Raw genomic sequence first — 14,039 nt, forward strand, 5'->3', positions numbered from 1 at the left:
GTGCCCCGAGGCTGGGCGCGGTGATCAGTGGATCCGAGCGCTCGGCGCGAAGCCCGCCGCCACGGTCGATCTGCCGTTGGGTTCGCGGCGACACGACGCCACGGCGAGTGACACGGACTCTGTAGACCCGGGCGGAACCCGGACGCCGCCGTCGACTACGCGTGCGTCCAGTGGATCCGAGCGCCCGGCGCGAAGCCCGCCGCCACGGTCAATTTGCCGCTGGGCTCGCGGCGGCACGACGCCACGGCGATGTGGCAGGGGCGCGGCAGGTCCGGCGGAACCCGGACGCCTCCGTCGAGCTCGTATCGCATGTTGGTGACCTTCCACGCGCGTGCTTCCGGCTCGTCCGGTGCGAGGGGCGGACGGTCGGGACGCGCCACCACCATCACTTCGGTGATCCCCGTCGGCCACACGAAGGTCAACAGACCCGCACGCTCGGCAAGATCGGTGACCACCGGGATGCCGCTCGGCATGGGATCGTCCGGCACCACTGGCGCGGTGGGCTCGACGCCGGAGCCGGTCGCGGTCCCCGCCTCGAACTCGGCGGACTCACCGGACCCCGCCGACCGCGCGACCGGGCTGGACTGAGCCGAATCCGGCGACCACCCCTGCTCGGCAGGCGAACCGGACCAAGGAACTCCGCTGGAGTCGGCTGTCTCGCCCGACTCGACCGCCGAGCCGGGCAGACCGTCGGCATCCTGCCGAACCGTGGGTTCCTCTGTCGGAGAGCCGGACCGATCGACAACCTCGTGCGGCATCGCCTGCGAATGCCCGCCGGTCGAGTCGGGCCGCCTCATCGGGGCGGGATCACCGGCAGCACCGGCGTCGGCTGCTCCATCGTGCCCGTCCACCGGCGCGGACTGGCTCGTGCTGGCCGGTTGGAGCACCGAGCTCGGCGGCACCGGCGCGGAAGCGGCTGGGGCGGCCGAAGCAGACCGGTCCAGCGACTCGGGCTGGGCCGCGTGTTCGCCGTCGGCACGCGCGCCCGGCACCATCGTCGCGCTGGGCTCAGCCGTCGAACCCACGTCGGCAGCCCGACCGTGCCCATCCACCGGCGCGGGCTGACTCGGGGCCGAGCCGGTTCGCTCCAGCAACTCCGGTTGGGCCGAGTTTTCGCCGTCGGCACGCCCGCCCGGCACCATAGTCGTGCCAGGAGGAACCGCGGGAGTGGCCTGGTCGTGGCTGCCCACCGGAGCGGACTGGCTGGCCGAGGCCGGTTGGACGACCGAACTCGGTGGCATGCCGGAACCGCCTGAGTCGGCCGACCCGGAGCGGTCTACCGAGGCGTGCCCCGACACCGGAAGTGGTTGCGCGGCTCGGCCGTGCGTGTCCGTCGAGGCGGTCGGCAACGACCGCGGATCGGGACCGGCGTCCGAACGTGTGGCTTCGGAGTAACTCCCCGATATAGCGGCGGCGACGGCGTACACCGGCACTTCGCCGGGCGGAGCGCCTCCGTCTTCGAGTTCGGTGCCTCCGGTGCGGCCGACCACGCGCCAGGAGCCGTCCGGCTGGAGGCGGGTGACGCGGTAGGCCACGTCGTCGGCCGGAGCGGGCGTCCAGACCACCTGCACGGAGCCGTTCGTCATGCGGGTGGCCGTCACGCGGCCGGGGGCGGGAACGGGGGTGGCGGCCAGCGCCTCGCTCGCGCCCGGGTGGTCGACGCAGGCGGCTTGGGCGGCGCGCAGGGTGCGGGAGCGTTCGGCGGACGGCCCCGCGGCCGCGGCCGCGACCAAGCGGTCGGCCTCGGCGACGGCCCGTTCCGCCTCGGCGAGCAGTTCGTCCAGGCCAGCGGCCGATCCGGTGGGCGGCGGCACGTCGGCGGCGACGCGTCGCAGCTGCCGAAGGTGTTCGAGCGCCTCCACGTAGCGTGTCGCCGCGCGGGCCGCGAGGGCGACCCGCCAGAGCCGGGCCGCGTCGGCGAGCACCCGTTCGACGTCGTCGGACACCGAGCGGATCGGTGTGGTGCCCTCGTTGTGCGGATCGAGGCCCCTGGCCTCGGCGATGTGGCGCGCGGCCTCCTGCGGACGACCGCTTCGCAACGCCGCCCGCGCGGCCTTGAGCGGCTCCTCCCACTGCCGCCGCGGCGGAGCGGGCACGACGGGTGCCGCCGCTCGGCCCGTGCTCGACGCGGAAGGCGCGGGCGTCGGCCGCGCGGAACCGACTGCGCGCGAACCCAATTCGACGGCCAGGTCTTCGAGCAGTCGTCCCGCGGCGTGCGGGTCCATGCCGAGCGCGATCGCCTCGTCGAGCAGGAACTCGTAGTCCTCCCCCACCAACTCGTCCTCGACCAGCACGGCGGCCCGCACCTTGGGCCGCAGCTCCGCGGTGACGTCCTCGACGATCGAGGCGACGTACTCGGCCACCTCGGGGCCACCGGGCTCCAGCAGGTCCTGCACGTGCACGAGCAGTTCGTCGAGCACCACGCGCATCCGTCCGGGCGGCAGCTCGCGGGACCGGGCGCGCAACGCGTCGGCGCGCAGCCGGATCTCGCCGGTGTGCGTGGCGCGGCTCGGATCCAGCCCGAGCAGCCCGAGCAACGTCGGCGCGGGCGGACCGTCCACCAGGCGCCCCCATTCGGCGAGCAGCCCGCGAATCTGTTGACGCCGTTGGTCGGTGAGTGTGCTGGCGGACGCGGTGGGCCGCGGCGCGTCCTGGATGATCCGGTGGCGGCGCAAACGAGTGGCGACCTCGGCGGCGGACAGCCCGCCCATCGCCCCGATCTCCTCCAGCCCCGGCACCTTCGCGGCGGGCACCCCGCCGTGGCGCTGCACCAGCCGGGAGATCGCGGTGTCCAGCATCTCGTAGCGTTCGGCGTCGCGCTGTTCGCGCTCCTGCCGGATCCGGATCGCTTCGGCCCGCCGCGTCGACGCGTCGAGCAGCAGATAGGACAGGTGGTCGTGGCTTTCCACCAGCAATCCGACGAGCACGCGGTACTTCGGATGGTCGCGCTGGCGCTGCCAGAAGCCCCACACCTCGCTCACCCGAGCGGAAACCTCCGCGTCGCTGAGGGTCTCGGCCTCGTCGAGCGGAATGTCGTAGAGCTCGAACGGGTCCGACTGGTCGATGCCGCCGCGGCGTTCGACCGCGGCGAGCACCCGCTTGCGGTAGTCGTTGGGGTCGAAAGCGTGCATGGCGGCTCAGCTGTCGCGACGCCGGGAACGCTGCACCTGGTCGAGCTCGCGCGCGACATCGGCCTGGGACAGGGTTGCTCCGGTCTGCGCCGACAACGTCAGCGGCATGTCGGCGTCGACGTGGTGCGCTGTCACGTGCAGCACGCCGTCGAAGCCCATCTCGAAGGTGACGCGCACCTCGCTACCCGCGGGGTAGCCCGGGGGAATGCCGCGAATCCGGCCCTCCACAAGCACTTTGGTGTCCTCGGGACGCATCGAGGCGGCCTGTCCCTGCTGTTCCACGATGGTCAGCTCGATCTGATCCTGGTCCTCGCGCACCGTGCCGAACGACCGACGCACCCGAACCGGCAGCGTCTGGTTGCGGTGCACCAGCCAGGCGGCCGCCAACCCGTAGTGCGAATCCAGTGCGAGCACACCGAATCCGCGCGAGACCACCGTGTCGACCTGGATCTCCAGCATCCGCCGCACCAGGCTCACCGGCTGGCCGAACGACTCCGCGACCCGCGCGACCGACTGCTCGAGATCCGCGGGCGCCGCCTCGTTCAGACCGGAGCCGTCGCGCAGCCGACCGCGGGTGACGAGATCGGCGACGATCAACCGCTCCATCTCGAGCTTCTCGCCGTAGAGCGCCGCGCCGCGCGCCACCGACAGATCCGGGTCGCGCAACTCGCCGATCAGGCCGAGTTCCTTCTCCAGCTCACGGGCGACCATCGGCATCCGGGAGGAGCCGCCGACCAGCAGCAGCCGGTCGACCGACGCCACGCCGCGCTTGCCCGCCGCGGCCAGACAATCCCTGGTGAGATCGAGCGTGCGGCGCATCAGCGAGGCCGTCATCGACTCGAGTTCGTCCCTGGTCAGCGTGATGACGGCGCGGGCGCCGTCGTGCGCGACGACGACCTCCGTGCTCTCCTGGACACTGAGCTCGCGCTTGGCACGCTCGGCGGCCAACACCAGCGTCTGCGAACCCGCCGAATCGTCCAGTGGGTCTTCGGCATCGGGATTGGCCGCGCAGAACCGCTGAGACAGATACAGGGCGATCCGCTCGTCCCAGTCGGCGCCGCCGAGCTGGTGATCGCCTTCCACGGCGAGCACGGAGATGCGGCGATCGGCCAGCTCGATGACGGTGGCGTCGAAGGTGCCGCCGCCGAGGTCGTAGACGAGCACGGTCTCACGCGCACCGGATTTGCCGATGTCGACGCCGCCGTCGAGCCTGCCGAAACCGTAGGAGAACGCCGCGGCGATCGGCTCGGACAGCACGCCCGCGACATCGAAGCCCGCGTAGGTTCCCGCCTGAATGGTGGCGCGCCGCTCCTCGTCGCCGAAGTACGCGGGCACCGTGATCACGGCCCGGCGCACCGGCTCGCCGCCGCCGAATTCCGCGTCGGCGGCGAGACTCTTCAGGATCAGCGCGGAAACGGCGGGCGCGGACCAGGTCTCGCCGTGCGCGGCGAAACGCCACTCCGCGTCGCCCATTCGACGCTTCACCAGCGAGCACACGTGCTCGGGATCCAGCCGGGCCTGCCGCCGGGCGCCCTCGCCCACCAGATGATCGAACGCGGACGCGAACAGCACGACGGAGGGAACCGTCGGTTCCCCGTTCATGCCGATCATTACTTCGGGCCGACCGTCGGCGTCGATCCGCGCGATCGCCGAGTTCGTTGTGCCCAGGTCGATGCCGTAGACCCCCATGGCAGGCGATGGTATCAGCCACCGCCGACAGTGGCGCAGCGACCGATGGGCGAATCCGGCTGACGCTCAAAACAATCGACTCGCGTCCGGGCTATGGTGCGAGCATGACGGAACCAGTCGCGGAATCGCTCGCCCAACTCGTCGAACGCGTCGAGGACCTGTCCCGGATCGTCGCCCGCCAGGCCGCCACCATCGAGCGCCTCGCCGACGAAGCGAAGGCCCGCGCCCGCCAGGACCGCGCTGGCGCCGATCTTCCGCTGGTCGTCGAGCTGTTCGCCCTGCACAACGACACCGCCGCCTGCGCGGCCACCGCCGAATCGCCCAGAGAGCGGGCGGCGTTCGAGGTCATCGGCGCACGCGTCGAACGGCTGCTCACCGGTCGCGGGGCGGCGATCGTCACGCCGCGTCCCGACGACCCCTTCGACTCGCTCACGATGGAGGCCGCCGACGTCACCGCCACCACCGACCCGGACGCCGACCGCACCGTCGACGGGCTCGTGCACCCCGGGCTCACCGTGGCGGGCCGGTCGGTCCGTCCCGCGGGTGTCGTCGTCCGCCGCTATCGCGCGGTCGAAGAGTCCGCGTGAGTCAGCGGCCCCGCTCGTAGGAGTGGTCGGGCCGTTCGACGCGGTGGTACTCGCGGACGACGAGCGTCGGGATCGAGTCGCGGTCGCGGCGCGCGCTGCCCGGTTCCACGACGCCGCGCACCTCGAGCCAGGTGTCCTCGTCGAGCGGCTCCTCGATGCCGGACATGTGCAGCCGAATGTAACGGGCATCGGCCACACAGCAAGTGATCACCACGCGACCGAGGTCGATGCCGTAGCCGCGCATGCGGCGCAGCACGAAACCGCTGACGGTGATCTCCCGGCCGTCCAGCGACCGGGTGGAGTCGAGCGTCGCACGGTTCACCACCTCGGAGATCGAGAGGAAAGGAGCGGGCTCGTCGGGCAACGGCGGGTAGGCGATCAACTCCGGTTGCGCGACAACGGTATCCGGCGGACGAATCGCCGAGCTGGTCACCGCCGCCCCCGCGCCGAGTGCGGGCGGCGCGACCAGCAGCAGGGTGGCGACCGGCGCGAGCAGCAGCCACTGCACGCGCCCATGCCCGTGCTCGTGTCCGTGCTCGTGCTGATGGCGATGGTTGCTGCCGCGCGACGACCCGCGATACAGGTCGCCGATGACCGCCGCGGTGCCGAGCGCGACGATGCCGATCCCGCTGACCAGCAGGAACGGAAAGAGACCCGGCTTCACGTAGCGCAGGTAGGTGCCGTCGAAGGTGATGCGCAGCACCGCGATTCCGATCAGCAGCAACAGCAGGTTCTGCGTTTCCCGCCTCATCGCGCACCCCCGAGGAAGACGTAACCCGCCACCGTCGCGCAGACGATCGCGACCGCGAAGGTCGACGGCGCGAACCACAGCGCGAACCGCCGCCCGAACGCGCCCGCCTGCATCGCGAACAGCTTGACGTCCACGGCGGGCCCGACGACCAGGAACACCAACCGCGGCAACAACGGCAGCGTCGACATGCTCGCCGCGACGAACGCGTCGGCCTCCGAACACAACGCGAGCACCACCGCCAGCACCGCGAGCACCACGATGGCCAGCAGCATCCGGGTGGCCAGGTGCTCGAACCAGCGCGGCGGAACCAGGACGTGCAGCGCCGCAGCGGTCGCCGCGCCCAGCACCAGGAACGCCCCTGCTTGGAGCAGATCGTGGCGGGCCGCCTCGGCGAAGACCTCGGCCCGGGTGCGGCCGGTCACGCAGTGGTCCGGTCCGCCGCGCGGCAGCATCCAGGCGGGGCTGCCGAACCGCGACCACAGCAACCCCATCACGAGGGCGGTGGCCAGCGAGCCGACGAACCGCGCCGCCACCATTCCCGGTTCGCCGGGAAACGCGACCGCGGTGGCGATCAACACCACCGGGTTGATCGCGGGCGCCGACAGCAGAAAGGCCAGCGCCACCGAACTCGGCGCGCCCTGATCGATCAGCCTGCGCGCGACCGGAACGACGCCGCATTCACAGCCGGGCAGCGCGAGCCCCGCCAGCCCGCCGACACCGATCGCGGCGGTCTCATTGCGCGGCAACACCTTCCGCAGCAGCGCGGGCGAGACGAACGCGGCGATTGCGCCACTGACCACCACACCGAGCACGAGAAAGGGAATGGCCTGCACGAAGACTCCGACGAACATCGTCAGCGCGGTCTGGAGCCGCAGCCGCGCGTCGATCGCCGAGGCGAGCTGGGCCTGCCAGACGATTCCCGCCACCAGCAACCCGGCGAGAACGTAGGTCGACGACACCCGGATTCGCGTGCGGCGCGCTGGCAGCTGCTCGAGCATTCCCCCATCTTGCCAGGAATGAATATCGTTTTCGAAATAGCGAACCGGACGGTCAGGCGCTGCCGCGCGGAATCTCCGCGCCCACCTGCGCCCAGCGACCCGTCAGCGTCCGCCAGACCACCGCCGCGAGCCGCAGCACCATGAAAGCGACCAGACCGGACCAGATGCCCGCGATTCCCCAGTCCAAGACGAGCGAGAGCCAGATGGCGGGCAGGAAGCCGATCAACGCGGCACCGAGCGTCGCGGTCCGCAGAAACGCGGCGTCACCCGCACCGAGCAGCACGCCGTCGAGCGCGAACACCACACCGGCGACCGGAATGATGCCCACGAAGAACCACCACACCACGTGGGTGCGATCCAGCACCGCAGGGTCGTCGGTGAACAGCGGCGGGACGACCGCGTACCCCGCGGCGAACGCACCGGCCAACGCGAGCGCGAAGACCTCCGACCACCGCGTGACGCGCCACGCGAGCCGCCGCGCACCCACGGCGTTTCCACCCCCGAGCGCCGCACCCACCAGAGCCTGCGCGGCGATGGCCAGCGAATCCAGCGTCAGCGCAAGGAAGTTCCACAGTTGGAGGACCAGCTGGTGCGCCGCGACGGACGCAGCACCGAACCGCGACGCCACGGCCGCCGCCGACACGAAACATGCCTGAAAGGCCAAGCTGCGCATGATCAGGTCGCGGCCGAGCACCAGTTGGGCGCGCATCACCGCCCACTGCGGAACCAGCGAAACGCGTTCGCGCACCAAGGCTCCCAGGAACAGCGCGGCCGTCACCGTCTGCCCGGCGACATTCGCCACCGCCGAGCCGGGCAACCCGAGTGTGGGCGCGCCGAGCAAGCCATGCACCAGCACCGGGCACAGCACCGCCGAAAGCACAAGACCGGCAACCACATACAGCAGCGGACGACGGGTCTCCTGAACACCGCGGAACCACCCGTTGCCCGCCATCGCGATCAGAATGAGCGGCACGCCGAACAGCGCGATCCGCACCCAGGGCAGCGCCTCGGCGGCGATGTCCCCGCCGCCCGCGATGGCGCTGGTCAGCGGAACGGCGAACGCCTGCACCGTGATCAGGATCAGCAGGCCGACCAGCACCGCGAGCCAAGTGGCCTGCACGCCCTCGGCCACCGCGCCGCGCTCGTCGCCCGCGCCGTGCCTGCGCGCGGCCCGCGCGGTCGTTCCGTAGGACAGGAAGGTCAGTTGGGTGCTCACCTGCGCGAGGATCAAGCCGCCGACGGCCAGTCCGGCCAGCGCCAGCGCGCCGAGCCTGCCGACCACCGCGAGATCGAACAGCAGGTAGATCGGTTCGGCGACCAGGACGCCCAGCGTGGGTAGCGCGAGGCCGAGAATGCGCCTCGGCCCGGCCTCGGCGGGATCGGCATCGCTCTCGGCACTGACGCCCGCGATATCCCGCGTGCTCATCCGAGCGCCGCGAGCAGGGCCCGCACCACGTCCTCCGGGCGTCCGTCGGTGGTGTACCCGGCCGCGTAACGATGCCCGCCGCCGCCGAGCGCGGTCGCGACCTCGGCGACATCGACCCCGTCCTGCGCGCCGGGCCCGGAATCGCGGGACCGCAGCGACACGGTCCAGCGGCCGTCGACCGTGCGCGACTCCTTGAACACCGCGGCCACCCCGGCTTCGGCCGTGGTGCGAACGATATCGATGACGCTCTCGACCTCCTCCGACCGCACGCCGGTGACGTCGTCGCGGCGCACGAACGCGTACGCCAACCCGGTCCCGCCGCGCGCGCCGGGCTCCAGCCGGGCCGTGCCGAGCACCCGTGACAGCATCGGCAGCCAGTCGAACGGATGGGTGTCCAGCAGCGTGCGCGCGATCTCGGCGCCGTCGATCCCGGTGGCGAGCAGCCGTTCGGCCAGCTGGTGGGTTCCGGGCCGCACCCAGCGGAACGAGCCGGTGTCGGTGACCAGGCCCGCGTACAGGCAGTGCGCGACCTCGGCATCGATCGGCACGCCCCAGGCGTCGAGCAGCCGGGCGATCAGGCTGGTCGTCGACTCCGCGCCCGAGTCCACCACGTTGATCGCGCCGAAGCGGGTGTTCGAGCGGTGATGGTCGAGCACCAGCGTCGTCACCGCGCCGGACAGCCGGTCGGCCAGCGCGCCGAGCCGCCCCGCGCTGCCGCAGTCCACCGCGACGAGCAGGTCCACTTCGCGCGGCACCGCCGCGGGCCGGACCAGATGCTCGATCCCGGGCAGCGAGCGCATGGAAGCGGGCAGTTCGGCGGGCTCGGCGAACGACACCCACACCGGGATCCCGCGCCGATGCAGCACGAGCGCCAGCGCCAGACCGCTGCCGATGGTGTCGGCGTCGGGTTGCACATGGCACAGGATGGTGACCGATCCGGCGGCGTTCAGCGCCGCGACGGCCGCGTCGAGTTCGGCCTTGTTACCGCTCGTCGTCATCCGTGTCGCGCGTCACTCGGCGCTGTCGCGCTCGACCTTGTACGGATCGGCCTCGCCCGCGGGCCGCGCGTTGGCGGCCGTCCTTGCCACCGCGTCGTCGGCGGCCCTGGCGCGGGCCAGCAGCTCCTCCATCTCGCGCGCGGCGTCGGGCACCTTGTCCAGCACGAACGCCAGCGTCGGCGTGAACTTCACCCCGGTTCCCGCCCCCACCTTGGAACGCAGCACACCCTTGGCCTTCTCCAGACCGGCGGCCGCGGCCGCGTAATCCGGTTCGGCTTCGAGGGTTTCACCCATCACCGTGTAGTACACCGTGGCCTCGCGCAGATCACCGGTGACCTTCGCGTCGGTGACCGTCACGAAACGCAGCCGCGGATCCTTCACCTCGTATTCGATCGCGGTGGCGACGATCGAGGAAATCCGCTTCGCGAGTCGGCGTGCCCTGGCTTGATCCACCATGGCCGTCTCCTCCTCACTGTTGTCTGTATTCGGTTGGCGTCGCGGGGCTCAGTCTTCGGGCCCGAAGATCCGGCGGCGTACTGCCAGCAACTGTAACTCCGGGCGCGCCGCGACGTGCCTCTCACATTTGTCGAGCACCTCGGTCAGGTGATCCATGCCGGCACTGACCATGGCCACTCCCAGCAACGAGCGCCGGTACCGATCGTGTTCCCCGCCCTCGGCCGCGCTCACGCCGAAGCGTTGCAACTCGGCCAGTATCGGCCGGATGACCGACCGCTTCTCCTTCAGCGAATGGACGTCGCCGAGCAGGATGTCGAACTCCAGTGCACCTAGGTACACCCACACACCTTTCAGTGTTCTAGGCCGAACCGAACACCGCACCTCGCGCCCGGCGCCTCGCCGAAAAAGCGGGGCCTCGGACGCTGGTGCGGTGTTCGAATACTCGGACCGGTCAGTCGCGCGGCTTCTCGCGGAGCTCGTACGCCTCGATGACGTCGCCCTCCTTGATATCGGAGTAGGTCAGCGTCATACCGCACTCGTAGCCCTCGCGGACCTCGGTCGCGTCGTCCTTCTCCCGCTTCAGCGAGGAGATGGTGACGGTCTCGGCGATCACCACGTTGTCGCGCAGCAGACGCGCCTTGGCGTTGCGCTTGACCGACCCGGAGGTGACCATGCAGCCCGCGATGTTGCCGACCTTCGACGAGCGGAAGATGGCCCTGATCTCGGCGCGACCCAGCTCGACCTCTTCGTAGATCGGCTTGAGCATGCCCTTGAGGGCCTTTTCGATCTCGTCGATGGCCTGGTAGATCACCGAGTAGTACCGGATGTCGACGCCCTCGCGGTTGGCCAGCTCGGTCGCCTTGCCCTCGGCGCGCACGTTGAACCCGATGATGATCGCGTTCGACGCCGAGGCCAGGTTGACGTTGGTCTCGGTGACGCCACCGACACCGCGGTCGATGACCCGCAGGCGCACTTCCTCGCCGACCTCGATACCCATGAGGGCCTCTTCGAGGGCCTCGACGGTACCGGAGTTGTCGCCCTTGAGGATCAGGTTCAGCTCCGAAGTCTCCTTCAGCGCGGCATCCAGATCTTCCAGGCTGATCCGCTTGCGGCTGCGCGCGGCCAGCGCGTTGCGCTTGCGCGCGTTGCGGCGGTCGGCGATCTGGCGAGCGATACGGTCCTCGTCGACGACGAGCAGGTTGTCACCGGCGCCGGGCACCGAGGTGAAACCGACGACCTGGACGGGCCGCGACGGCAGCGCCGCCTCGACGTCGTCGCCGTGCTCGTCGACCATGCGGCGCACGCGACCGTAGGCGTCGCCCGCCACGATCGAGTCGCCGACGCGCAGCGTGCCGCGCTGGATGAGCACGGTCGCCACCGGACCACGGCCGCGGTCGAGGTGCGCCTCGATGGCGACACCCTGGGCGTCCATGTCCGGGTTGGCGCGCAGGTCGAGGGCCGCGTCCGCGGTGAGCAGGACGGCCTCGAGCAGTGCGTCGATGTTGGTGCCCTGCTTGGCGGAGATGTCGACGAACATCGTGTCGCCGCCGTACTCCTCGGCCACCAGGTTGTACTCGGTCAGCTGCTGCCGGATCTTCTCCGGGTTCGCGCCTTCCTTGTCGATCTTGTTGACCGCCACGACGATCGGCACGTCGGCCGCCTGCGCGTGGTTGATCGCCTCCACCGTCTGCGGCATGACGCCGTCGTCGGCGGCGACCACCAGGATCGCGATGTCGGTGGCCTTCGCGCCGCGGGCACGCATGGCGGTGAACGCCTCGTGACCCGGGGTGTCGATGAAGGTGATCAGTCGGTCGTCGTCGCCGAGGTGGGTCATCACCTGGTAGGCGCCGATGTGCTGGGTGATGCCACCGGCCTCGCCCTCGCGGACGTTGGCCTTGCGGATCGTGTCCAGCAGTCGGGTCTTACCGTGGTCGACGTGACCCATGACGGTCACGACCGGGGGACGGACCTGCAGGTCCTCCTCGTCGCCCTCGTCCTCGCCGTAGGTGAGGTCGAAGCTCTCCAGCAGCTCGCGGTCCTCGTCCTCGGGGCTGACCACGTGCACGACGTAGTTCATCTCGCTGCCGAGCAGCTCGAGGGTCTCGTCGTTCACCGACTGGGTCGCGGTGACCATCTCGCCGAGGTTGAACAGCGCCTGGACCAAAGCGGCCGGGTTGGCGTCGATCTTCTCCGCGAAGTCCGACAGCGACGCGCCACGGGCGAGCCGGATGATCTCGCCGTTGCCGCGCGGCAGCCGCACGCCGCCGACGGCGGGCGCCTGCATGCTCTCGTACTCGGCGCGCTTCGCCCGCTTCGACTTGCGACCACGACGCGGGGCGCCACCGGGACGACCGAACGCACCGGCCGCACCGCCACGGCCACCGGGACCACCCGGGCGACCGCCGCCGCCACCGGGACGACCACGGAAACCACCGGCCGCGGGAGCACCCGCACCGGCACCGGGCGCACCGGTGCCGCCGCCACCACCGCGGTAGCCGCCGCCACCGCCGGGACGACCGGCGCCACCGGCGCCGCCACCCGGACGACCGGGACGACCCGCACCGGCGCCGCCGGGACCCGGACGGGCCGAACGCTGCGGCATCGCACCGGGATTCGGACGCGGAGGCATCGAGCCGGGGCTCGGACGGGGACCACCGGGACGGGGGCCGCCACCCTGGGCAGCGGCCGGACGCGGACCGGCCTGGCCGGGACCCGGACGCGGGCCGCCCTGAGCCGGACCGGGACGCGGGCCACCCTGAGCGGGACCCGGACGCGGGCCGCCCTGGGCCGGACCCGGGCGGGGACCGCCCTGAGCCGGACCCGGACGCGGACCGCCCTGGGGCGCCGGACGCGGGGCGCGCTCGGGCGCGGGCGTCGACGAGTAGGGGTTGTTACCGACGCGCGGGGTCTTGGGGCCGGGCTTCGGCCCACCGGGACGCGGACCACCCTGCGCGGGCGCACCGGGACGCTGCTGCTGGCCCGGACGCGGCGCACCCGGGGTCGGGCGCGGACCGGACGGAGCGGGCGCGGCCTTGGCGGCGGGCGCCGAGTCCTGCGCGGGCGCGGCGGGGCCCGGCTTCACGGCCGGACCGGGGCGCACACCGTCACCGGGACGGGTGGTGGCCGGGCCGGGAGTCGCGGCGGCCTGGGCCGCGGGCGCGGCCGGGGACGACGCGGCGGCTTGCGCCGGAGCCGGGGTACGTGGGCCGGGGCGCGGACCGCCCGCGGCGGGCTTCGCGGCCGGACGGGCCGACGAAGCGGGCCCGGGGCGTGCCCCGGACTTGGAGTCTGCCGCCGGCGCGGACTTCGCCGCCAGCGACTCGCGCAGCCGACGGGCGACGGGCGCTTCCACCGTCGAGGACGCCGACTTCACGAACTCGCCCTGCTCCTTGAGCGTTGCGAGTAGTTCTTTGCTCGTGACACCGAGTTCTTTGGCCAACTCGTGCACGCGGGCCTTGCCTGCCACTGCTCTCCTCACTGAGAGGTCGAGCAGTGCCACCGTTTCAGGGGACGGCGGCCCGCACGACCTCGGGTTATCTCCGATGGACGTTCATCGTTGGTACTTCACGGTGTGCTCATGAGTGCTCGTGCCTGTTCTCGAGGTAATGCTCCAGGGCTGAGATATCCAGATGTCCGGACACTCGTAGTGCTCTGCCGAATGCTCGGCGCCGTTCTGCGGTGCTCAGACAAGACGAAAGGGGGTGCAACCAGGCACCCCTCCCGGGAAGTCTGTGCCGCGGATCGGGAACGATCACGACGATACGGGATCCGTCGCCGGTTTCCCGATCTTGTGCCACGATCCGCAACAGATCGACGGCCAACTCGCGCTTCCGACATCCGATACACGTGCGCACCGGGGCCGACCGCCGCTCGGAAGCGGGGAGTCGATCGGTGGTGCGTTCGAGCGAAGAAGCCGAAGGCTCGTGCTGAACCTGGGACCACTGTACCGCTGCCCGGCCCCGAACGCCGAACCCCTCCCCCGCGGAAGTTACCAACATGTCAT

Annotated in this window: 11 protein-coding genes; 1 reads left to right on the forward strand and 10 read right to left on the reverse strand. The window is 71.4% G+C overall.

Going from position 1 to position 14,039, the window contains the following annotated elements; translation table 11 throughout:
• Positions 1 to 155: 155 nt before the first annotated feature.
• Both T333_RS30890 and T333_RS30895 read right to left on the reverse strand, forming a co-directional pair.
• A complete protein-coding gene (locus T333_RS30890; protein ID WP_496426692.1) occupies positions 156 to 3,131 on the reverse strand; it encodes a SaeA-related protein in 2,976 nt (991 codons plus the stop codon).
• Between the two features lie 6 nt (positions 3,132 to 3,137).
• Positions 3,138 to 4,820 (reverse strand): Hsp70 family protein, encoded by a 1,683-nt coding sequence (locus T333_RS30895; RefSeq protein ID WP_496426693.1) that lies wholly within the window; start codon positions 4,818 to 4,820, stop codon positions 3,138 to 3,140.
• 104 nt (positions 4,821 to 4,924) lie between these two features.
• Between T333_RS30895 and T333_RS30900 the strand changes: the two genes are divergently transcribed.
• On the forward strand, positions 4,925 to 5,407 hold the full coding sequence (locus tag T333_RS30900; protein ID WP_496426694.1) for a nucleotide exchange factor GrpE: 483 nt from the start codon (positions 4,925 to 4,927) through the stop codon (positions 5,405 to 5,407).
• Position 5,408: 1 nt separating this feature from the next.
• Here T333_RS30900 and T333_RS30905 read toward each other — a convergent pair whose 3' ends face one another.
• From T333_RS30905 to T333_RS30940, 8 genes are all read right to left on the reverse strand, one after another.
• A complete protein-coding gene (locus T333_RS30905; RefSeq protein WP_496426695.1) occupies positions 5,409 to 6,158 on the reverse strand; it encodes a TIGR03943 family putative permease subunit in 750 nt (249 codons plus the stop codon).
• A complete protein-coding gene (locus T333_RS30910; RefSeq protein ID WP_496426696.1) occupies positions 6,155 to 7,156 on the reverse strand; it encodes a permease in 1,002 nt (333 codons plus the stop codon). The genes T333_RS30905 and T333_RS30910 overlap by 4 nt, the downstream gene beginning before the upstream one ends.
• Positions 7,157 to 7,208: 52 nt before the next feature.
• Positions 7,209 to 8,582, reverse strand: a complete 1,374-nt coding sequence (locus T333_RS30915; protein WP_496426697.1) for an MATE family efflux transporter — start codon at positions 8,580 to 8,582, stop codon at positions 7,209 to 7,211.
• Positions 8,579 to 9,580 carry a DHH family phosphoesterase gene (locus T333_RS30920; protein ID WP_496426698.1) on the reverse strand — a complete coding sequence of 334 codons (1,002 nt, stop codon included), beginning with the start codon at positions 9,578 to 9,580 and terminating at the stop codon, positions 8,579 to 8,581. Before T333_RS30920 ends, T333_RS30915 begins: the two co-directional genes overlap by 4 nt.
• Positions 9,581 to 9,592: 12 nt before the next feature.
• Positions 9,593 to 10,036 (reverse strand): 30S ribosome-binding factor RbfA, encoded by a 444-nt coding sequence (gene rbfA / locus T333_RS30925; protein WP_354999454.1) that lies wholly within the window; start codon positions 10,034 to 10,036, stop codon positions 9,593 to 9,595.
• A 48-nt stretch (positions 10,037 to 10,084) separates the two neighbouring features.
• Positions 10,085 to 10,375: a DUF503 domain-containing protein gene (locus tag T333_RS30930; protein WP_067782782.1), complete on the reverse strand. Its 291-nt coding sequence runs from the start codon at positions 10,373 to 10,375 to the stop codon at positions 10,085 to 10,087.
• Between the two features lie 112 nt (positions 10,376 to 10,487).
• Complete coding sequence (gene infB / locus T333_RS30935) at positions 10,488 to 13,502, reverse strand: translation initiation factor IF-2 (RefSeq protein WP_357253970.1); 3,015 nt, start codon at positions 13,500 to 13,502, stop codon at positions 10,488 to 10,490.
• 109 nt (positions 13,503 to 13,611) lie between these two features.
• On the reverse strand, positions 13,612 to 13,890 hold the full coding sequence (locus T333_RS30940) for a YlxR family protein (protein ID WP_354999452.1): 279 nt from the start codon (positions 13,888 to 13,890) through the stop codon (positions 13,612 to 13,614).
• Between the last annotated feature and the right edge of the window lie 149 nt (positions 13,891 to 14,039).

The organism is Nocardia sp. CNS-044, from assembly GCF_059570515.1.

Bases quoted from the DNA above. Each gene is read 5' to 3' on its own strand.
- T333_RS30890 (WP_496426692.1), bottom strand. From the start codon at position 3,131: ATGCACGCTTTCGACCCCAACGACTACCGCAAGCGGGTGCTCGCCGCG.
- T333_RS30895 (WP_496426693.1), bottom strand. From the start codon at position 4,820: ATGGGGGTCTACGGCATCGACCTGGGCACAACGAACTCGGCGATCGCG.
- T333_RS30900 (WP_496426694.1), top strand. From the start codon at position 4,925: ATGACGGAACCAGTCGCGGAATCGCTCGCCCAACTCGTCGAACGCGTC.
- T333_RS30905 (WP_496426695.1), bottom strand. From the start codon at position 6,158: ATGAGGCGGGAAACGCAGAACCTGCTGTTGCTGCTGATCGGAATCGCG.
- T333_RS30910 (WP_496426696.1), bottom strand. From the start codon at position 7,156: ATGCTCGAGCAGCTGCCAGCGCGCCGCACGCGAATCCGGGTGTCGTCG.
- T333_RS30915 (WP_496426697.1), bottom strand. From the start codon at position 8,582: ATGAGCACGCGGGATATCGCGGGCGTCAGTGCCGAGAGCGATGCCGAT.
- T333_RS30920 (WP_496426698.1), bottom strand. From the start codon at position 9,580: ATGACGACGAGCGGTAACAAGGCCGAACTCGACGCGGCCGTCGCGGCG.
- rbfA (WP_354999454.1), bottom strand. From the start codon at position 10,036: ATGGTGGATCAAGCCAGGGCACGCCGACTCGCGAAGCGGATTTCCTCG.